Origin of the sequence: Streptomyces aurantiacus JA 4570 (assembly GCF_000414115.1) — a bacterium.
Taxonomy (GTDB): Bacteria; Actinomycetota; Actinomycetes; order Streptomycetales; family Streptomycetaceae; genus Streptomyces; species Streptomyces aurantiacus_A.
Genome location: NZ_AOPZ01000081.1, coordinates 1 through 20,458 on the forward strand (window position 1 = coordinate 1; position 20,458 = coordinate 20,458).

The window sequence follows — 20,458 nt, forward strand, 5'->3', positions numbered from 1 at the left end:
GGTGCCCCCGCCCGCCGCATGCCGGCCCGCTCCACCCCGGCCCGCAGCGCCGCCGCGACCCGGTCCGCGACCGCCACGCGCTCCGACTCCGCGCGCAGCCCGAGCAGGAGCGGAACCCTCCCTTCCACGGGGCGCACGCCGAGCAGCACCGGCACCCCCACCGACGCCAGCTCCTCCGCGACCGCCCGCGCGAGGACCGCCAGGCCGCCGCCGGTCGGCAGCCCGTCGGGGATCCGCATCACGACGGGGAGCAGCGGGCCCGCGCCGGGCTTGAAGCCGAGTACGCGTGCCTGCGCGGGCGCGTCGTCGGGGGTGATCCGGCCCTCGGCGAGGTCGGTGAGGAAGTCGCCGCGGCCGCGCGCCGCCAGCTCCTCCTCCTGCCGCGCCTGCATCAGGACCACCGCGAGGCTGCTCGCGGCCCGCTCGGCGGCGATCCGGTGGACGGGAAGGAGCGCGGACTCCACGGCCAGCAGGACCAGACGGGCACGCACCGATCCGGCGCCGGGACCGCCGCCCGGTACGTCCACCAGGACCGTGCCGGCCGGCGGCTCGGCGCGGTCCTCGGGGCGGCCGCGCAGGCCCTCCCACACCTGGAGCGGATCCGCGCACGCGCTGCCCGCCCCGGCGGCGTACAGAAGCCGGCCGTCCGCCGTCTCCAGGAACACCGCGTTGCCGCTGAACTCCGCGAGGACGGAGAGGACTTGGGGCACGCCGCCGCCGGAGAGCAGGGCGTCCGTGCAGCGCCGGTGCACCTCCTCGGCGCGGCGGAGGAGCGCGTAGTGGCCGTTGACGATCTCCGTGTGCACCTCTTCGGTGACCGTCACGAAGGGCACCTCGCGGTGCAGCTGGACGAGGGGGAGTCCCGCCGCGCGTGCGGTGTCCACGAGCGCGGCGGGCAGCCGGGAGAAGCGCGGGCCGAGCTCGACGACCAGGGCCGCGATGCCGCGCTCGGCGAGGTCGCGGACGAAGGCGCGCTGGTCGGCGGGGCGGGCGCCGAGGCCGAGGCCCGTGGTCAGCAGGAGCTCGCCGCCCTTGAGCAGCGAGGCGATGTTGGGGACCTCCCCGGCGTGCACCCACCGCACGGTCCGCTGCAGCCGGTCGGCGCCCGCGACGACCTCCGGGAGCCCGCCGCGCAGGCCCGGGAGCTCCAGCGCCCGCTGAACGGTGATGCCGCCCTGAGTGTCCTGACTGTCCATGGGGCGGACGCTACCTGACCAGGACGGGAGTGCCGATCGCCGTCCGGACGGCGAGGATCCGGGCAAGGCCGGAGTGTCCTGGCCGCCGGGACTTGGCGCGGCCAGGACACGTCATGTTCGTACGCCCCAGGGGTTGTCCGATGGGGCGCCCCTAGCCCCCGTACGCCCCGGAGGCCGTGAGGCGCAGGGCCGTGTCGATCAGCGGCACGTGGCTGAACGCCTGCGGGAAGTTGCCGACCTGGCGCTGCAGGCGCGGGTCCCACTCCTCGGCGAGCAGGCCGAGGTCGTTGCGCAGGGCCAGGAGGCGCTCGAAGAGCTTGCGGGCCTCGTCCACGCGGCCGATCATCGCCAGGTCGTCGGCCATCCAGAAGGAGCAGGCGAGGAACGCGCCCTCGTCGCCCTCCAGGCCGTCCACGCCCTCGTCCTCACCGGCCGTCGGATAGCGCAGGATGAAGCCGTCCGAGGTCGACAGCTCCCGCTGGATGGCCTCGATGGTGCCGATGACGCGCTTGTCGTCCGGCGGCAGGAATCCGACCTGCGGGATGAGCAGCAGCGAGGCGTCCAGTTCCTTGGAGCCGTACGACTGGGTGAAGGTGTTGCGCTCCTTGTCGTAGCCCCGCTCGCAGACGTCGCGGTGGATGTCGTCGCGCAGGTCGCGCCACTTGTCCAGCGGGCCGTCCGCGTCCCCGGACTCGATGAGCTTGATGGTGCGGTCGACGGCGACCCAGGCCATCACCTTGGAGTGCACGAAGTGGCGGCGCGGGCCGCGCACCTCCCAGATGCCCTCGTCGGGCTGGTCCCAGTGCGTCTCCAGATAGCGGATCAGCTTGAGCTGGAGGAGGGAGGCGTAGTCGTTGCGGGCGAGGCCGGTCATGTGCGCCAGGTGCAGGGCCTCGGTGACCTCGCCGTACACATCGAGCTGGAGCTGGTGGGCGGCGCCGTTGCCCGCGCGGACCGGCGCCGAGTTCTCGTACCCCGGGAGCCAGTCCAGCTCCGCCTCGCCGAGCTCGCGCTCGCCCGCGATGCCGTACATGATCTGCAGGTTCTCCGGGTCGCCCGCGACCGCGCGCAGCAGCCACTCGCGCCAGGCGCGGGCCTCCTCGCGATAGCCGGTGCGAAGCAGCGAGGAGAGCGTGATCGCGGCGTCGCGCAGCCAGGTGAAGCGGTAGTCCCAGTTGCGGGAGCCGCCGATGTCCTCCGGCAGGGAGGTGGTGGGCGCGGCGACGATGCCGCCCGTGGGGGCGTACGTCAGGGCCTTCAGGGTGATCAGCGAGCGGACCACGGCCTCGCGGTAGGGCCCGTGGTACGTGCACTGCTCGACCCACTCGCGCCAGAAGTCCTCCGTCGCCGTGAGAGCGTTCTCCGGCTCGGGGTGGGCGGGCTGGCCCTTGTGCGAGGGCTGCCAGGAGATCGTGAAGGCGATGCGTTCGCCGGGGGCGACGGTGAAGTCCGAGTACGTCGTCAGGTCCTTGCCGAACGTCGGCGCGGGGGTGTCCAGCCACACCGAGTCGGGTCCGGCGACGGCCACCGTGCGGCCCTCGACCTTGTGCACCCAGGGCGTCACGCGGCCGTAGCTGAAGCGCATCCGCAGGGCCGAGCGCATCGGCACCCGGCCGGTGACGCCCTCCACGATCCGCACGAGCTGCGGGGCGTCGGTGTCGCGCGGCGGCATGAAGTCCGTGACCCGGACCGTGCCGCGCGGGGTGTCCCACTCGGACTCCAGGATCAGGGAGTCCCCGCGATACCTGCGCCGGGCGGCGGTCGCGGGCCGCGCGCCCGGCGCCTGGGCGGGACCCAGACGCCAGAAGCCGTGCTCCTCGGTGCCGAGCAGGCCGGCGAAGACGGCGTGGGAGTCGAAGCGGGGCAGACACAGCCAGTCGACCGTGCCGTCCCGGCAGACCAGTGCTGCGGTCTGCATGTCTCCGATCAGTGCGTAATCCTCGATGCGCCCGGCCACGTGCATCCCCATTCAAACGGCCACGTTCGCCCGCTCACGGGGCGCTCGTACTACGGTCAAGGGTTCGCTGTAAAACGAACTGCCGGGCCCGAATGTTTCCGGTGGTCTCCAGAAGTGTCGACGGGGGTGGTTCCGCCCGCGCGCACGGCTCGGCAGCAAGTGTCCGAGCAACATACATCGACGCCCCGGAAAATCGCCCGCTCGTCCCGGCGAACTGGCTACGCCGAATGAGTTCAGGGTCAGCCGGTGCCCGTATGGTGCCCGTGCGGTGAAGATCGTGTACGGGACGTGGAGGCGCGTGTCAAGACGTGGCCGGAAGCAGCCCCCTCCTGTCGCTGATACCCTGGTAGCCCGTGAGCCGGTGGTCATCGAACCCCCGAACCGCAGCGACGGCACTTCCCTCCGGGCAGCAATCCCAGCACGGAGCGGGCGCCGGTACGCACCTTCAGACCGCGACGCACGGGAGCCCCCTCTTGGCCATGCCGCCCAAATCATCGACGACCAAGCACATCTTCGTCACCGGGGGTGTCGCCTCCTCCCTCGGCAAGGGCCTGACGGCCTCCAGCCTGGGTGCGCTCCTCAAGGCCCGGGGCCTGCGCGTCACGATGCAGAAGCTCGACCCGTATCTGAACGTCGACCCCGGCACGATGAACCCCTTCCAGCACGGCGAGGTGTTCGTCACCAACGACGGCGCCGAGACCGACCTCGACATCGGACACTACGAGCGGTTCCTCGACGTCGACTTGGACGGCTCCGCCAATGTCACTACAGGCCAGGTGTACTCCCAGGTCATCGCCAAGGAGCGGCGCGGTGAGTACCTGGGCGACACCGTCCAGGTCATCCCGCACATCACCAACGAGATCAAGCACCGCATCCGGCGGATGGCGACCGACGACGTGGACGTCGTCATCACCGAGGTCGGCGGCACCGTCGGCGACATCGAGTCGCTGCCGTTCCTGGAGACCGTCCGCCAGGTCCGCCACGAGGTCGGCCGCGACAACGTCTTCGTGGTGCACATCTCGCTGCTGCCCTACATCGGCCCGTCCGGCGAGCTGAAGACCAAGCCGACCCAGCACTCGGTCGCCGCCCTGCGCAACATCGGTATCCAGCCGGACGCGATCGTGCTGCGCGCCGACCGTGACGTACCGACCGCCATCAAGCGCAAGATCTCGCTGATGTGCGACGTCGACGAGGCCGCGGTCGTGGCCGCCATCGACGCCAAGTCGATCTACGACATCCCGAAGGTCCTGCACACCGAGGGCCTGGACGCCTACGTGGTCCGCAAGCTGGACCTGCCGTTCCGCGATGTGAACTGGACCCAGTGGGAGGACCTGCTCGACCGGGTCCACAACCCCGACCACGAGGTCACGATGGCCCTGGTCGGCAAGTACATCGACCTGCCCGACGCCTATCTGTCGGTGACCGAGGCGCTGCGCGCCGGCGGCTTCGCCAACAAGGCCCGCGTCAAGATCAAGTGGGTCACCTCCGACGACTGCAAGACCCCGGCGGGCGCCGCCAAGCAGCTCGGCGACGTGGACGCGATCTGCATCCCCGGCGGCTTCGGCGACCGCGGCGTGTCCGGCAAGGTCGGCGCGATCCAGTACGCCCGCGAGAACAAGATCCCGCTGCTCGGCCTCTGCCTCGGCCTGCAGTGCATCGTGATCGAGGCGGCCCGCAACCTCGCGGGCATCCCGGACGCCAACTCCACCGAGTTCGACTCCGCCACCTCCCACCCGGTCATCTCCACCATGGCCGAGCAGCTCGACATCGTCGCGGGCGAGGGCGACATGGGCGGCACCATGCGGCTCGGCATGTACCCCGCCAAGCTCGCTGAGGGCTCCATCGTGCGCGAGGTGTACGACGGCAAGGAGTACGTCGAGGAGCGCCACCGCCACCGCTACGAGGTCAACAACGGCTACCGCGCGGAGCTGGAGAAGAAGGCCGGCATCCTCTTCTCCGGCACGTCGCCCGACGGCAAGCTCGTCGAGTACGTCGAGTACCCCCGCGAGGTGCACCCCTACCTGGTCGCGACCCAGGCCCACCCGGAGCTGCGCTCGCGCCCGACCCGCCCGCACCCGCTGTTCGCGGGCCTGGTCAAGGCCGCCGTCGAGCGCCAGCAGGCCGCGGGCAAGTAGGGGCCGGACAGTGGTCCCGTAGTGGCCCGGTAGCGGTCACGGGCGGGTCACACAGGAGAGATACGGTTGCCGGGGTACGTGCCTGATGAGGCGCGTGCCCCGGTTTCTGTTTGTGCGCGTGGGAGGACGGACGACATGACGATCAAGGACATCGCCGAGGAGTGGCAGGTCACGGCGAGCGACACCCCGTTCGTCGGGAACAAGACCTCGGTGCGCACCGATGACGTCGTCATGCCGGACGGCAGCGTCGTCCGCCGCGACTACCAGGTCCATCCCGGGTCGGTGGCCGTCCTCGCGCTCGACGACGCGGGCCGGGTCCTGGTCATCCGCCAGTACCGCCACCCCGTGCGCCACAAGCTCTGGGAGATCCCGGCCGGCCTGCTCGACGTGCCCGGCGAGAACCCGCTGCACGCCGCCCAGCGCGAGCTGTACGAGGAGGCCCACGTCAAGGCCGAGGACTGGCGCGTGCTCACCGACGTCTACACCACGCCCGGCGGCTGCGACGAGGCCGTGCGCGTCTTCCTCGCCCGTGACCTGTCCGAGGCCGAGGGCGAGCGCTTCGAGGTCGCCGAGGAGGAGTCCGACATGGAGCTGGCGCGGGTGCCGGTCGACGAGCTCGTGCGCGGTGTGCTCGCGGGGGAGCTGAGCAACAACTGCCTCGTGGTGGGCGTGCTGTCCCTCGTCGCCGCGCTCCAGGGCGACGGCGTGGAGTCCCTGCGCCCGGCCGACGCGCCCTGGCCCGCACGGCCGTTCGAGTCCTGAGGCGGGGGCGCCGCCGCGGCGGGCCGTGGTGCCGATCCGGCCGGTCCGTGGTGCGGATCCCGCGTAACCCGTCCGGCGGCGTGCGGTCCGACCATCTCCTGATCCGATCGGGCGACTTGTGGGCCCCGTGCGGCCCGGAACGCGGCAGGGCCTGAACTAGGCTCTGAAAGCGTCCCGACCGGAGTCCCGGCGGGTTCGTGCGCAGGCGGACGGGAGCGTTACCCGTGACGGATCAGGCGGTCGACACGGACGGTTCGGCGACTGGCGCGCCGTCGCCCACCAGCGCGTCGCCCACCAGTACGGCGGCAACCGGTGACGGCGGCCGATTCGCGGGCCGCCACCGGGAGTTGAAGGAACTCCGCGCCGACATCGCCCGGGCCGGCCTCGACACCCTCTCCGGCCGCAAGGCACCCCGCGCCCGCGTGCTGCTCATCGCGGGCCGCCCCGGCTCCGGCCGCACCGCGCTCGCCGAGGAACTCACCCGGCAACTCGTCGACGACTACCCCGACGGCGTGCTCCGCGCCCGCCTCACCGACCCCGACGGCACCCCCGTGCCCACCGAGCGCACCGCCCGCGAACTCCTCGGCACGCTCGGCGAGTCCGCGCCCGCAGGGGCGGACGAGGACGACCTGGCCGCGGCCCTGCGCGCCGCCCTCGACGGCCGCCGCGCCCTGCTGCTCCTCGACGACGCGGCCACCGCCGAGCAGGTCGACCCGCTGCTCCCGGACACCCCCGACTGCCTGGTCGTGGCCGTGTCCGCGGGCCCGCTCACCGGCATCCCCGACGTCCGCCCGTGCACCCTGGGCGGCCTGGACACCAAGGCCGCGCTCGACCTGCTGGCCCGCAGCGCCGGATCGGTGCGCATCACCGTCGACCCGCGCTCCGCGGAGAGCCTGGTCGAGGCGTGCGGCGGCAACCCCGCGGCGCTGGTCATCGCGGGCGGCTGGCTCGCCGCCCGGCCCAAGGCGGCCGTCGCCGATCTGGCCAAGCAGGTCCGCGACCGCCCCGAGGAGGGCGCGGCCGACTCCGACCTCGCCCGGGTCTTCCAGCACACCTACGCCGCGCTGCCCTCGCCCTCCGCGCGGATACTGCGCCTGCTCGGCCTCGCCCCCGCCGGCCACGTCGACCCGCACACCGCGTCCGCCCTCGCCGGCTGCTCGGTGTCCGGGGCGCGCACGGCGCTCGACGACTTCGTCGCGCTCGGCCTGCTGCGGCCGGTGGACTCGGCGCTGCCGCAGTACGAGGTGCCGGGCTGTCTGGTGCCGTTCCTGCGGGAGCTGACAGAGGCTCAGGACCGGCCGGGGGAAGTGCAGTTGGCGCGGGCCCGGATGCTGGAGCGGACCGTGCGGCTGCTCCAGTCCTGCCGGGCCGTCACCGAGCCCGACGGCTCGGCGGCCCGCAAGAAGCTCGCCGGACTGCCGCGCGCCCTGCGCTTCCCGAACCCGGGCGCCGCCGCCGAGTGGCTGAGCGTCCGGCAGCCCGCGCTGCTCGCCGCGGCCCGGCTCGCGGTCGCCGACGGCGACCTGGACACCCTCGCCCGGCGGCTGATGGCGGCCCTGGCCCGCGCTCTGGTCGCGCACCGCGGCACCCAGGACGCGGCGCCCGAGCTGTACGGCATCCACCAGCTCGTCCTCGGTGTCGCCGAGCGCCGGGACCTGCCGCGCGAGAAGGCGGCGGCGCTGCTGAACCTCGCGGACCTGGACGCGCAGACGGGACGTACGCAGGAGGCGCTGGTCCGCTACCGCGCGGCGCTCGACTGCGGCCGGGTCGCCGGCGACCCGTACGCGACCGGCCGCGCGATGGAATCCGTAGGTGGCGCCTACCAGGAGCTGGGGGACTGGCAGCGGGCCGCCGACTGGTACGGCAGGGCCCTCGCGCAGCGCCTGGCCCGCGGCGAGCGCGCCGACGCCGCCCGGCTGCACGGCCGCATCGCCACCACCCACACCTACGCGGGCCGCTACGGCGAGGCCCTGCGCAACTGGCGCTCGGCCGTCGCGGGCCTGCGCAAGATCGGCGACGTGGCGGGCCGGGCGCGGGCGCTGAGCGAGATGGCGCGCGTCCAGGAGTACGCGGGGCGCCCCGAGGAGTCGCTGCGCACCTGCCGGGAGGCCGCCGAGTGGGCGCGCGAGGCCGCCGACGTACGGCTGCAGGCGGCGCTCCAGGTGCGGCTCGCGGACACCCTGGAACGGCTGGGGGACCCGGCCGCCGCCGGGCTGCACCGGGCGGCCGCCGAGCGCATGCTGGGAAATGAGTTCACCGAGGTCGCAGGGCCTGTCTCGAAACATCATGAGGAAGGTGCAGCAGGGGCCCGAGCCTACGAAATCCGTAGTACATCCAGCCAAGATTGAGACTTTGAAAGGCTGGACAGCGGGAAATCCTTCATTAGACTGGCTCCGCCGCGTGCTTTCGTGGTGTCTTCCGATGCGCCCGTGTGCGTACCGGTATGTACCCAATGCCCGAACCCCCCAGAGCCAAGGACCGTGATCGACGTGAAGGTCGGCATCCCCCGCGAGGTCAAGAACAACGAGTTCCGGGTGGCCATCACCCCCGCCGGCGTGCACGAGCTGGTGCGCCATGGCCACCAGGTCGTCATCGAGCACAACGCCGGTGTCGGCTCCTCGATCACGGACGAAGAGTTCGTCGCCGCCGGCGCCCGGATCCTGGAGACCGCCGACGAGGTGTGGGCCACGGCCGACCTGCTCCTGAAGGTCAAGGAGCCGATCGCCGAGGAGTACCACCGCCTCCGCAAGGACCAGACGCTCTTCACCTACCTGCACCTGGCCGCCTCCAAGGAGTGCACGGACGCGCTCCTGGAGTCCGGCACCACCGCCATCGCGTACGAGACGGTGGAGCTGCCCAGCCGCGCCCTGCCGCTGCTCGCCCCGATGTCCGAGGTCGCGGGCCGCCTCGCCCCGCAGGTCGGCGCCTACCACCTGATGGCCCCCAACGGCGGCCGCGGCGTCCTGCCGGGCGGCGTCCCGGGCGTGCACGCGGGCAAGGCCGTCGTGATCGGCGGCGGTGTCTCCGGCTGGAACGCCGCGCAGATCGCCATCGGCATGGGCTTCCACGTGACCCTGCTCGACCGGGACATCAACAAGCTCAAGGAAGCCGACAAGGTCTTCGGCACGAAGATCCAGACCGTCGTCTCCAACGCCTTCGAGCTGGAGAAGGCGTGCCTGGAGGCCGACCTCGTCATCGGCGCCGTGCTCATCCCGGGCGCCAAGGCCCCGAAGCTGGTCACCAACGAGCTGGTCTCGCGCATGAAGCCGGGAAGTGTTCTTGTCGACATCGCGATCGACCAGGGCGGCTGCTTCGAGGACTCGCGTCCCACCACGCACGCCGAGCCGACCTTCCCGGTCCACAACTCGGTCTTCTACTGCGTGGCCAACATGCCCGGCGCGGTGCCCAACACCTCGACGTACGCGCTGACCAACGCGACGATGCCGTACATCGTGTCCCTCGCGAACAACGGCTGGGTCGAGGCGCTGCGCCGCGACCCGGCGCTCGCCCTGGGTCTCAACACCCATGACGGCAAGGTCGTTTACAAGGAGGTCGCCGAGGCGCACGGCCTCGAGCACGTCGAGATCGAGTCGCTGCTCGGCTGACCTCGGTCAACCGGAGTCGTCAATCTCACGCCCGCGGCCGGACCTTGTGAGGGGTCCGGCCGCGGGCGGTTGGGCGTACACTCGCTCAACTCGCCTTGAACGTAAACATTTGGGCGATTCGTCCACCACGCAAACGCGGCGATGCGATGCCGTGCACCCTTGACATCGGGATGTTCCATTGCCGACACATCGGGCCGGGTCCGGCGGATTGTGTTGCTGCGGAGTGGTGACACGCCATAGAGTCGCCAACCGTCGGCATGGTGCCACGCTGACCTATCTAGAAATTTCCTGGTCACCAAGGAGGTAAGACGACTTGTGAATGAGTCGACATTTGCTCCCGGGGGTGGTCAACCAGGAATGGCTGGACGAGGCCAAGGCCCCGTCGGGCTCCAGGCTGTCGGCTCCGTCGCTGTCCGCACCTTCGAAGCCCGCCAGAGTCCGAAGCCGACACCGCAAGCACCCCAGAGCATGGATGGCCATCACGTGAACGCCATGGCCGGCGACCGGAGTGGCGAGAACACCACCCCCACCCCTCTCGCCGACTACGAGGAACTGCCCCAGGGTCACTTCTACGACCCCGACGCGGAGTACGAGCCCGATCCCGAGTACGCGGCCACGCTCGCGCCGGACGCTGCCCGCCAGCGCCGCGAGCGCATCGGCCCCACGGGACGCCCGCTGCCGTACTTCCCGATCCCGGGGCCGTTGACCGACCACGGCCCCGCGAAGATCATCGCGATGTGCAACCAGAAGGGCGGCGTCGGCAAGACCACGTCGACCATCAACCTGGGCGCGGCGCTCGCGGAGTACGGGCGCCGGGTGCTGCTCGTCGACTTCGACCCGCAGGGCGCGCTCTCCGTGGGCCTCGGTGTGAACCCGATGGAGCTCGACCTCACCGTCTACAACCTGCTCATGGAGCGGGGCATGTCGGCGGACGAGGTGCTCCTGAAGACCGCGGTCCCCAACATGGACCTGCTGCCCAGCAACATCGATCTCTCGGCCGCCGAAGTGCAGTTGGTCAGCGAGGTCGCGCGCGAGTCCACGCTCCAGCGCGCGCTCAAGCCGCTGATGGCCGACTACGACTACATCGTGATCGACTGTCAGCCCTCGCTCGGCCTGCTCACGGTCAACGCGCTCACGGCGGCCCACAAGGTGATCGTGCCCCTGGAGTGCGAGTTCTTCGCGCTGCGCGGTGTCGCGCTGCTCACCGAGACCATCGAGAAGGTCCAGGAGCGGCTCAACCCCGACCTGGAGCTCGACGGCATCCTCGCGACGATGTACGACTCGCGCACGGTGCACAGCCGCGAGGTCCTCGCGCGCGTGGTCGAGGCGTTCGACGACCACGTCTACCACACGGTCATCGGGCGCACGGTGCGCTTCCCGGAGACCACGGTCGCCGGTGAGCCGATCACGACGTACGCCTCCAATTCGGTGGGCGCGGCCGCCTATCGCCAGCTCGCCAGGGAGGTGCTCGCCCGGTGTCACGCCGAGTGAGTCTGCCGGGGGCCGACGAACTGTTCCGTACGACCGGGGGAATGGCGCTGCAGGCGTCCAGCCCGCGGCGCCAGGCGAATGGCGAGGCAAGGGTGCCCGCGCCGGCGGGCGAGAGCGACGGGGCGGCCGCAGAGGAGTCCCCAGCCGCCCAGCAGGGGGACGGCGAGGCCCCTGAGAACGCCGAACACACCGCGGCGGACGCGGAGTCCGGCGCGGGCTCGCGCAGCCGCTCCGCGGCCGGTACGGACGCCGAGAAGGGCGCTTCCGGGCGGCGGGCGGCGCAGGAAGGTTCTGCCAGCCCCGCGGCGGGCGGCGGCAAGTCCGCGAACGCCTCCGGCAACACGCCCGCGCAGGCGCGGCGCCGGGCCCGCGCCGCCAACCGGCGGCCCAGCGGCCGCGAGCGGCACGACGAGAAGATCACCGTGTACGTCTCCGCCGAGGAGCTCATGGACCTCGAGCACGCGCGTCTCGTGCTGCGCGGTGAGCACGGGCTCGCGGTGGACCGCGGGCGCATCGTGCGGGAGGCGGTGGCCGTCGTGCTGGCCGACCTCGAATCGCGCGGGGACGCGAGCATTCTCGTACGACGGCTGCGTGGGCGGTAGCGGTAGCCTTCCCGCCGATGCCCCTGAACCACGATTCCGCACCGCCTTCCGTTGCTCGCCGCCGCACCTTGGGGCGCGGGCCCGGGGCGGCTCCTGCGGAGCCGGAGGCTGTGGCCGAGGCTGGTTCGTCTTCTGCGGACCGTGGGCGGTTGTGCCCACCCGTTCCGCCGTGCGGAACGCCTGCCCACAACCGCGGCGGCACTTCACAGGAGCCCTTGGCTGAGCCCGCGGCCGAGGCGACGGAGCCCGAGCCCGGCGACGGGCGGTTCAAGGTTCGGCTTGCGAACTTCGAAGGGCCCTTCGACCTGCTGCTCCAGCTCATCTCCAAGCACAAGCTGGACGTCACCGAGGTCGCGCTCTCCAAGGTGACCGACGAGTTCATGGCGCACATCCGGGCCATGGGGCCGGACTGGGACCTGGACCAGACCACCGAATTCCTCGTGGTCGCCGCCACCCTGCTCGACCTCAAGGCGGCGCGGCTGCTGCCCGCCGCCGAGGTCGAGGACGAGGCCGACCTCGCCCTGCTGGAAGCCCGTGACCTGCTGTTCGCGCGGCTGCTCCAGTACCGCGCGTACAAGCAGATCGCCGACATCTTCACCGCGCGGCTCGACGAGGAGGCGCGGCGCTATCCGCGGACGGTGGGCCTGGAGCCGCACCACGCCGAGCTGCTCCCGGAAGTCGTCATCAGCATCGGCCCCGAAGGCTTCGCCAAGCTCGCCGTGAAGGCGATGCTGCCCAAGCCCAAGCCCCAGGTGTACGTCGACCACATCCACGCCCCGCTGGTGAGCGTGCGCGAGCAGGCGGCCGTCGTCGTGGCACGGCTCAAGGAGTGCGGCGAGGCCCGCTTCCGGTCCCTGATCGAGGAACTGGGCCCCGACGACACCCTCACCGTTGTCGCGCGCTTCCTGGCGCTCCTGGAGCTGTACCGGGAGAAGGCCGTGGCCCTGGAGCAGGAGGAGGCCCTCGGCGACCTCCTGGTGCGGTGGACGGGCGGGGACGACGACGCGGAGCCGACCGTGACGGACGAGTTCGACCGGGCACCCGAGCCGGAGGAGGAGAAGAAGCCGTGACCGCTGTGGATACGGGGAGCGCGGGCGCCTCAGGGGGCCCGGGAAGCTCCGGGAGCCCCGTGGGCGACCTCGGGGCGGCCGTCGCCGAGCTCGACCTCAAGCCCGCCCTGGAGGCCGTCCTGATGGTCGTGGACGAGCCCGCCACCGAGGATCACCTCGCGAAGATCCTGCAGCGGCCGCGGCGGGCCGTCGCCGACGCGCTGCGGGAGCTCGCCGACGAGTACACCGTGCAGGGCCGGGGCTTCGAGCTGCGCCTGGTGGCGGGCGGCTGGCGGTACTACACGCGGCCCGCGTACGCCCCGGCGGTCGAGGGCTTCGTCCTGGACGGGCAGCACGCCCGGCTCACCCAGGCGGCCCTGGAGACGCTGGCCGTCGTCGCCTACCGCCAGCCGGTCAGCCGCTCGCGGGTCTCGGCGGTGCGCGGCGTGAACTGCGACGGGGTCATGCGCACCCTCCTCCAGCGGGGTCTGGTGGAGGAGGCGGGCGCGGAACCCGAAACAGGTGCGATCCTGTACAGGACGACGAACTACTTCCTGGAGCGGATGGGCCTGCGCGGCCTGGACGAACTCCCCGAGCTCGCGCCCTTCCTCCCCGAGGCGGACGCGATCGAGGGCGAGACGCAGGAGGGTGTCCCGTCGTTCGACCCGGACGCACCCGATGCGCCGGGTTACGAGGACGCAGACGACTAAGACGGACATTTGATGCGAAGCAGCAGCGGCAGGAACAGCAGCGGAAACAACGGCGGGAGCCGTGGTGGCAACAGCGGCGGCCGCGGCAACAGTGGCGGCCGCCCCAGCGGTGGCGGTCGCGGCAGCAGCGGCGGTCGCCCCACGGGCGGTGGCCGCGGCACCAGCGGTGGCGGCGGCCGCGGCGACTACCGGGGTGCCGCAAGCCCCGCCCCGAGGAGCGTCGCTACGACGTGGGCCCCGGCGGCACCCAGGAAGGACCGAAGTCGGGCCGCGGCGCCTCGGCGCGCGGCGGGGCCAAGGGCGGCCCCAAGCGCGGCCAGGACCAGCGCGGCACCGGGCGCGGCCGCCCGGCCCCCGCGCGCTCGCGCGAGTACGAGACGCGGGCCGAGGAGCGCAACCGCGAGCGGTACGCGGGCAAGCCGAAGGTGAGCCCGCCCAAGACCTTCCCCGGCGCCGAGCAGGAGGGCGAGCGGCTGCAGAAGATCCTCGCCCGCGCGGGCTACGGCTCGCGGCGTGCCTGCGAGGAGCTGGTCGACGAGGCCCGCGTCGAGGTCAACGGCGAGATCGTCATGGAGCAGGGCCTGCGCGTCGACCCCGAGAAGGACGAGATCAAGGTCGACGGCCTGACCGTGGCCACGCAGTCGTACCAGTTCTTCGCGCTGAACAAGCCCGCCGGTGTCGTCTCCACCATGGAGGACAACGAAGGGCGCCAGTGCCTGGGCGACTACACGAACAACCGCGAGACGCGGCTGTTCCACGTGGGGCGGCTCGACACCGAGACCGAGGGCGTCATCCTGCTCACCAACCACGGTGAGCTGGCCCACCGCCTGACCCACCCGAAGTACGGCGTGAAGAAGGTCTACCTCGCGCACATCGTCGGCCCGATCCCGCGTGACCTGGGCAAGCAGCTCAAGGACGGCATCCAGCTGGAGGACGGGTACGCCCGCGCGGACCACTTCCGCGTCGTCGAGCAGACCGGCAAGAACTACCTGGTCGAGGTGACCCTGCACGAGGGCCGCAAGCACATCGTGCGGCGCATGCTCGCCGAGGCCGGTTTCCCGGTCGACAAGCTGGTGCGCGTCGCCTTCGGCCCGATCACGCTCGGCGACCAAAAGTCGGGCTGGCTGCGCCGCCTGTCCAACACCGAGGTCGGCATGCTGATGAAGGAAGTCGACCTGTAGACAGCCCGTACAGGCGGTTCGTACGGACTCTCCGGGCTCAGCGCGCCGAGGCGCGGCGGGTCCGGAACAGGAAGTCCTCGACACGGCGGCGGTCCGGCTCCGGCGGAAGCGGAGTGCGGGCCGCCGCCGCGTGCGTCTCCTCCGCGAGCCGCGTCATCCAGGACTCCACCTCGGCCCAGGGCACCTCGCCGCGCTTGACCGCGAGCAGCGGCTCGCGCATCTCGCCGACGCCGATCGTCAGCTCGCCGGTGCGCAGCAGATCGCGGCACGACATGAGCAGCCGCAGCAGATGCATGGCGTGCTTCCAGCGCGGGGCGCCGTGCGTACGCACATCCGCGTCCAGCTTCTTGCGCTGGCCGAAGGCGTACGCCGCGAAGGTCTCGTGCGCCTGGCGGGACAGGAAGGCCCCGCGCAGGGCCAGCAGTTCACGGCCCGTGTCGGTGACGTGCTCGACGAGCGGGGAGTGCAGGCACTCCAGGATGTTCGGGTTGGCGCGCAGGGCGAGCTCGCAGAAGCGCTCCAGTTCCCAGCTGAACTGTTCGTCGGCCGGTCCGTCCACATGCGTCGGCGGCTTCTCGAAGCGCCAGTACAGCGGGGTGGGCGCGAGGAAGACGCCGCGGCGGTCGGTGTCGCTGCCGTCGTCGGCCAGACCGAAGGCCCGCGAACCCATGACGCAGGCGTAGACCGTGTGGTCGCGCACCAGGTCGTGAGGGCGCGGAGCGCCCTGGGGGTCGAGGGTGTCCTGCGGGCCCGGCGGTGTGTCCATGCCCGGGAGCGTACGGCGTTCGTCAGGCGAGCCGGATCGAATTTCCGCGTACGTCGATGGCCCGGGGCGGCAGCGGGCGCGGCGCCGGGCCGCCCGCGACCGACCCGTCCGCGACCCGGAACCTGCTGCCGTGGCACGGGCAGTTGATGGTGCCCCCGTCGACCTCGCGCACCGCGCAGCCCTGGTGCGTGCACACCGACGAGAAGGCTTTGAACTCGCCCTCGGCGGGCTGCGTCACGACGACCTTCTCGGCGCCGAAGATCTTGCCGCCGCCGACCGGGATGTCGGTGGTCTTCGCCAGCTCGGGACCCGCGGGCGGCTTCTTCCCGCCCGCGCCCGGCGGGGCGGGCGACGAATCGGCGGATTCCGGGGCGCTGGGCGGCGGCTCCGGGTCCGCGGCGTCGGAGTCTTCGGCGCCGTACTTCGCGCACCCGGCCGCCCCGGCGGCGGCCAGCGCACCGGCCGCGAGCGCGGTACGCCGTGTGGGGCGCCCCGGTGCCGGTAGCCCGCCGCTCACGTCGTCACTCCGAACGTACGGAAGAACCACAGCGCCGACGTCAGCCACACCACCGTGAGTACCGCGAAGACAAGGCCGCCCACCACCGGGAGCAGCCAGCCGGGCAGCCGTTCGGAGCGGAGCAGCAGCATCTTGGCGCTGAACGCGCCGAAGAAGAAGCAGCCGAGGAACGAGTGCCACAGCACGCGCGTGGAGTACGTCTGGTAGCCGAGCGCGTAGAGGCAGTGCACCGCGACCGGCACCGCCACCAGGAACGCGATCCGGCCCGACCAGCGGTGCAGCGCGGCCGACCACGACGGCCCCGGCAGCCTGCCGTACACCATCAGGGCGGAGACGACCTGGAGCAGCGCGAAACCGAGCGCCGTCGTGCCCAGCCAGGACTTCACGGCGCTGGTGCTGCTGAAGCCCGCCAGGTTGAAGGCGGTGCCCTCCGGGTCGTGGACCTTTCCGTACGCCCCGAGGCCCACCGCCACGGCGGCCGCGACGAGGGCGGGCACCAGGAAGCGGGCCGGGTGCGGGCGGCGCGGGCCGCCCGCGTGCGGCGGCACGGGGAAACCGCCCTGGGTGGGGGCGTTCGGGTCGACGCTCATGGGGCCTCCCGGGTCGGGGGCGGACGGATGCGGGCGGGGATGCCGGGCAGGACCGGCGGGGTGCTCAGGGCACGACCGGGCGTGCGGTGAGGCGGCCGCCGTCGTCCAGGACGACGGTGCCGGTGGCCGGGTCGAGCCGGGGGGCCTGCGCGGGCTCGCCGTCGCGGCTGAGGATGCCGACCTGGCTGCCGTCGGGCTGGACGATCCAGCCGCCGTCGACCTTCTCGCCGCGCACCTCGGTCGTCGCGCGGTACACCCCGGAGGGCTTCTTGGCCTTGGGGGCGGTGAAGGCCCATGACTTCTTACGGATGTCGACGGTGCCGCGGACCTTGCTGCCGTCGTCGGTGAGCCGGCCGTCGAGTTTCGCGCCGTTCTTGCCGGTGAGGCGCATCGACCCGTCGTCCTCGACGTCGCCCTTCAGCCAGGACTCCGTGGCGCGGCCGTCGCAGAAGTACGCGACCGCCTTGCCGTCACTGAGCGTGATGGCGATGGAGGCTGAGTCGTCGTCCGTACGGCCCGTGTAGCGCCCGTCGGCCGGGGGTTTCTTCGTGGGCGTGGGGGTGGCGGTGCGGCTGGGGTCCGGGCGTTCGCCCGGGGTGCTCGCGGTGGGTGGCGCGGTCGGCTCGGACGTGCCGGACGAGTCGTCCGAGTACGACGAACTGCCCGTCCCCGTCGTCGCGTTGACCGACAGCATGAACAGGGCCAGCACCAGCCCCGCGAACAGCGTGAACAAGGGTCCTGAGCGCTTCATACGTGCCCCCCGAGGCGCGTGGCCTGCCTTCCATGCAAGCCGACCCGCACCCCGGCGTCCAGGGGCGCACGGAGGCTGTGCGCCCGTGACGCGGGTGGGTCTCGCGCCGGTTGCTCCGAGTGGCAGGGGGTGTCGCTGCGGGTGACATTGGCAGGGTTCGGGGCCCTGCCCGTCGATGCGGGGTCCGCCGCTGAACTGAGAGGCAGTTGAGCCATGACGCAGGGTAATGATCTGGGTAGTCTTCTGGGCGGCCTCCTCGGCGGGGGCCGGCAGGGCGGGGGTTCGTCCGGTGGTGGCGGCAACGTCCTGGGTGCCCTGCTCGGAGCGCTGATGAGCAAGGGAGGCGGCGGCAGCAACCCCCTCGGCGGGCTCCTGGACGGGCTGACCAAGGCCGGTCTCTCCGACCAGGCCCAGTCGTGGGTCGGCACCGGTGAGAACCAGTCGGTGACCGGGGCGCAGGTCCAGCAGGCGCTGCCCGACCATACGCTCCAGCAGGTCGCCAAGGACGCCGGGGTCTCGCCCGAACAGGCCGCCGACGAGATCGCTCAGGAGCTGCCGACGGTTGTCGACAAGTTGACGCCGAACGGCCAGGTGCCGACCGAATCCCTGGAGGACATCATCCGCCGGCAGCAGCTCTGACGCGGACGCGTGGCACGCGGCGGCCGTCTCGGCAGGCGGGCGCCGCGCACGCGTGTCCGGGGGCCTGACTACCCTTGCCGTACAGAAAGACCAGCGCACGCGAGCAAGGAGCAGCACGGTGGCGGTACGAGCGGTGCGGGGCGCCGTCCAGCTGGACCGGGACGCGGCCGACCACATGGGCGAGCAGGTCCGTGAGCTGCTCACGACCGTCCTCGAACGCAACGGCCTCACCGCCGACGACCTGATCTCCATCTGGTTCACGGCCACCCCCGACCTGCACAGCGACTTCCCGGCAGCCGCCGCGCGCGGCCTCGGCCTCGCCGACGTACCGCTGATCTGCGCCCAGGAGCTGGACATCGAAGGCGCCATGCCGCGCGTCGTGCGGCTGCTCGCCCACATCGAGTCGGACCGCCCCCGGTCCGAGATCTCCCACGTCTACCTCGGCGCGGCCGCCGCCCTTCGCAAGGACATCGCCCAGTGAGAACCGCCCTCGTCATCGGCACCGGCCTCATCGGCACCTCGGCCGCGCAGGCCCTGGCACGCCGCGGCGTCACCGTCCACCTCGCCGACCACGACCCGGAGCAGGCGCGCACCGCGGCCGCGCTCGGGGCCGGCACGAGCGAGGCGCCGGACGGGCCCGTCGACCTGTGCGTGGTCGCGGTGCCGCCGGCGCACGTCGCCGGCACGCTCGCCGACGCGATGCGGCGCGGGGTCGCGCGCGGCTACCTCGACGTGGCCAGCGTCAAGGGCGGCCCGCGGCGCGAGCTGGAGTCCCTCGGGCTCGACCTCGCCGCGTACATCGGCACGCACCCGATGTCCGGCCGGGAGCGGAGCGGACCCCTCGCGGCCTCGGCGGACCTCTTCGAGGGGCGGCCCTGGGTGCTCACCCCGACGCGCGACACCGACACCGAGGTCCTGAACCTCGCGCTCGAACTGGTCGCGCTGTGCCGGGCCGTGCCCGTCGTCATGGACGCGGACGCCCACGACCGGGCGGTCGCGCTCGTCTCGCACATGCCGCACCTCGTCGCCAGCATGGTCGCGGCCCGCCTGGAGAACGCCGAGGAGACGGCGGTACGCCTCTGTGGCCAGGGCATCCGTGACGTCACCCGCATCGCGGCGTCCGACCCGCGGATGTGGATCGACATCCTCTCCGCGAACCCCGGCCCGGTGGCCGACCTGCTCGCGGAAGTCTCGGCCGACCTGGACGAAGCGGTCACCGCGCTGCGCGGCCTGCAGTCGGCCGACGCGTCCAAGCGGCAGGACGGCGCCGCGGGCGTGGAGGGCGTGCTGCGGCGGGGCAACGCCGGGCAGGCCCGGGTGCCCGGCAAGCACGGCACCGCGCCCACCGCGTACGAGATCGTGGCCGTGCTCATCGACGACCAGCCCGGCCAGCTCGCCCGCATCTTCGCCGACGCGGAGCGGGCCGGGGTCAACGTCGAGGACGTCCGCATCGAGCACGCCACCGGCCAGCAGGCGGGCCTCGTCCAGCTCATGGTCGAGCCGCAGGCCGCGCCCGTGCTGGCGGCGGCGCTGCGGGAGCGCGGATGGTCCCTGCGGCAGTGACGCGGGTGGTCCCGGCGGCCGTGCGGCGGGGCGGGCCGGGCCGCCGCCGAGGGGCAGCAAGAGGCAACCCGGGGAGCCAGTAACCTTGTGCGGGGCGCCGAGCAGGCGGCCCACCCCGTCCCCCGCACCGAGAAAGGTGTCCGCTCCCCGTGGAATCCGTGGAAAAGACCGCCGCCGCAGGCCCGGCCCCCGTGATCGTCGCCATCGACGGGCCCTCCGGCACGGGGAAGTCGAGCACGTCCAAGGCCGTCGCGGCCCAGCTCGGCCTGAGCTACCTGGACACCGGCGCCCAGTACCGGGCGATCACGTGGTGGATGGTGCACACCGGCATCGACCTCACGGACCCGTCCGCCATCGCCGCCGCGGCCGGCAAGCCGGAGATCGTCTCGGGCACGGACCCGTCCGCCCCGACGATCACCGTCGACGGCACGGACGTCGCGGGCCCGATCCGCACGGGCGAGGTCACGTCCAAGGTGAGCGCGGTCAGCGCGGTCCCCGAGGTGCGTGCCCGGATCACGGAGCTGCAGCGCTCCATCGCCGCGGCCGCGCAGGACGGCATCGTCGTCGAGGGCCGTGACATCGGCACCACGGTGCTGCCCGACGCCGACCTCAAGATCTTCCTGACGGCGTCCCCGGAGGCCCGCGCCGCCCGCCGCTCCGGCGAGCTGAAGGGCGCCGACGTCTCCGCCACCCGCGAGGCCCTCATCAAGCGGGACGCCGCCGACTCCAGCCGCAAGACCTCCCCGCTGGCCAAGGCCGGCGACGCGGTCGAGGTGGACACCACCGAGCTCACGCTGCAGCAGGTCATCGAGTGCGTCGTCACGCTCGTCGAGGAGAAGCGGGCCGGAAAGTGAGCCAGGTTCCCGGCGAGCGCGGGGCTCCCGCCGAACGGAGGGCTCCCGCCGAGCACGCGGTCCCCGCGGAGCGCGGGGTCCCCTCCGAGC

General features: G+C 72.5%; 18 protein-coding genes and 1 pseudogene. 13 read left to right on the forward strand and 6 right to left on the reverse strand.

The window, feature by feature from the left end:
- Together STRAU_RS11370 and STRAU_RS11375 are read right to left on the reverse strand one after the other, a co-directional pair.
- Nucleotides 1–1,196, reverse strand: a 1,196-nt coding sequence (locus STRAU_RS11370) for a PucR family transcriptional regulator ligand-binding domain-containing protein (RefSeq protein WP_037658724.1), incomplete at its 3' end; no start/stop codon positions are given.
- Between the two features lie 151 nt (nt 1,197–1,347).
- Nucleotides 1,348–3,159: a glycoside hydrolase family 15 protein gene (locus STRAU_RS11375; RefSeq protein WP_016640438.1), complete on the reverse strand. Its 1,812-nt coding sequence runs from the start codon at nt 3,157–3,159 to the stop codon at nt 1,348–1,350.
- A gap of 473 nt (nt 3,160–3,632) precedes the next feature.
- On the opposite strand from STRAU_RS11375, the gene STRAU_RS11380 reads away from it, so the two are divergent.
- From STRAU_RS11380 to STRAU_RS11420, 9 genes and pseudogenes are all read left to right on the forward strand, one after another.
- Nucleotides 3,633–5,288, forward strand: a complete 1,656-nt coding sequence (locus STRAU_RS11380) for a CTP synthase (protein WP_016640440.1) — start codon at nt 3,633–3,635, stop codon at nt 5,286–5,288.
- 135 nt (nt 5,289–5,423) lie between these two features.
- Nucleotides 5,424–6,050: an NUDIX domain-containing protein gene (locus STRAU_RS11385; protein WP_016640441.1), complete on the forward strand. Its 627-nt coding sequence runs from the start codon at nt 5,424–5,426 to the stop codon at nt 6,048–6,050.
- A gap of 224 nt (nt 6,051–6,274) precedes the next feature.
- Complete coding sequence (locus STRAU_RS11390; protein WP_037658725.1) at nt 6,275–8,398, forward strand: tetratricopeptide repeat protein; 2,124 nt, start codon at nt 6,275–6,277, stop codon at nt 8,396–8,398.
- 132 nt (nt 8,399–8,530) lie between these two features.
- The gene (gene ald, locus STRAU_RS11395) at nt 8,531–9,655 is read left to right on the forward strand and encodes an alanine dehydrogenase (protein WP_016640443.1); all 1,125 of its coding nucleotides are present in this window, start codon (nt 8,531–8,533) and stop codon (nt 9,653–9,655) included.
- 357 nt (nt 9,656–10,012) lie between these two features.
- Nucleotides 10,013–11,146 carry a ParA family protein gene (locus STRAU_RS11400; protein WP_078621140.1) on the forward strand — a complete coding sequence of 378 codons (1,134 nt, stop codon included), beginning with the start codon at nt 10,013–10,015 and terminating at the stop codon, nt 11,144–11,146.
- On the forward strand, nt 11,131–11,748 hold the full coding sequence (locus STRAU_RS11405; RefSeq protein ID WP_078621142.1) for a TrbL/VirB6 family protein: 618 nt from the start codon (nt 11,131–11,133) through the stop codon (nt 11,746–11,748). Before STRAU_RS11400 ends, STRAU_RS11405 begins: the two co-directional genes overlap by 16 nt.
- Nucleotides 11,749–11,765: 17 nt before the next feature.
- A complete protein-coding gene (locus STRAU_RS11410; RefSeq protein ID WP_052029047.1) occupies nt 11,766–12,818 on the forward strand; it encodes a segregation and condensation protein A in 1,053 nt (350 codons plus the stop codon).
- Between the two features lie 59 nt (nt 12,819–12,877).
- Entirely contained in the window at nt 12,878–13,507 is a 630-nt protein-coding gene (gene scpB / locus STRAU_RS11415; RefSeq protein ID WP_016640449.1) for an SMC-Scp complex subunit ScpB, read from the forward strand.
- Between the two features lie 12 nt (nt 13,508–13,519).
- Nucleotides 13,520–14,688 (forward strand): annotated as a pseudogene (locus STRAU_RS11420) (pseudouridine synthase).
- A gap of 37 nt (nt 14,689–14,725) precedes the next feature.
- Here the strand turns inward: STRAU_RS11420 and STRAU_RS11425 are convergent.
- The 4 genes from STRAU_RS11425 to STRAU_RS11440 all read right to left on the reverse strand — a co-directional run bounded on the left by STRAU_RS11425 (nt 14,726) and on the right by STRAU_RS11440 (nt 17,312).
- Nucleotides 14,726–15,454: a nucleotidyltransferase domain-containing protein gene (locus STRAU_RS11425; protein ID WP_016640451.1), complete on the reverse strand. Its 729-nt coding sequence runs from the start codon at nt 15,452–15,454 to the stop codon at nt 14,726–14,728.
- Nucleotides 15,455–15,476: 22 nt separating this feature from the next.
- The gene (locus STRAU_RS11430) at nt 15,477–15,971 is read right to left on the reverse strand and encodes a Rieske (2Fe-2S) protein (RefSeq protein ID WP_016640452.1); all 495 of its coding nucleotides are present in this window, start codon (nt 15,969–15,971) and stop codon (nt 15,477–15,479) included.
- Complete coding sequence (locus STRAU_RS11435; RefSeq protein ID WP_016640453.1) at nt 15,968–16,561, reverse strand: DUF6529 family protein; 594 nt, start codon at nt 16,559–16,561, stop codon at nt 15,968–15,970. The genes STRAU_RS11430 and STRAU_RS11435 overlap by 4 nt, the downstream gene beginning before the upstream one ends.
- A gap of 64 nt (nt 16,562–16,625) precedes the next feature.
- Nucleotides 16,626–17,312 (reverse strand): hypothetical protein, encoded by a 687-nt coding sequence (locus tag STRAU_RS11440; protein ID WP_037658728.1) that lies wholly within the window; start codon nt 17,310–17,312, stop codon nt 16,626–16,628.
- Between the two features lie 213 nt (nt 17,313–17,525).
- On the opposite strand from STRAU_RS11440, the gene STRAU_RS11445 reads away from it, so the two are divergent.
- The 4 genes from STRAU_RS11445 (at nt 17,526) to cmk (ending at nt 20,368) form a co-directional block, all read left to right on the forward strand.
- Nucleotides 17,526–17,951: a YidB family protein gene (locus STRAU_RS11445; RefSeq protein ID WP_016640454.1), complete on the forward strand. Its 426-nt coding sequence runs from the start codon at nt 17,526–17,528 to the stop codon at nt 17,949–17,951.
- A gap of 118 nt (nt 17,952–18,069) precedes the next feature.
- Nucleotides 18,070–18,432, forward strand: a complete 363-nt coding sequence (gene aroH, locus STRAU_RS11450) for a chorismate mutase (RefSeq protein WP_016640456.1) — start codon at nt 18,070–18,072, stop codon at nt 18,430–18,432.
- Nucleotides 18,429–19,514, forward strand: coding sequence for a prephenate dehydrogenase (locus STRAU_RS11455; RefSeq protein ID WP_016640457.1), 1,086 nt, complete (start codon nt 18,429–18,431; stop codon nt 19,512–19,514). Before aroH ends, STRAU_RS11455 begins: the two co-directional genes overlap by 4 nt.
- A gap of 191 nt (nt 19,515–19,705) precedes the next feature.
- Nucleotides 19,706–20,368: a (d)CMP kinase gene (cmk, locus tag STRAU_RS11460; RefSeq protein ID WP_037658746.1), complete on the forward strand. Its 663-nt coding sequence runs from the start codon at nt 19,706–19,708 to the stop codon at nt 20,366–20,368.
- Nucleotides 20,369–20,458: the final 90 nt, after the last annotated feature.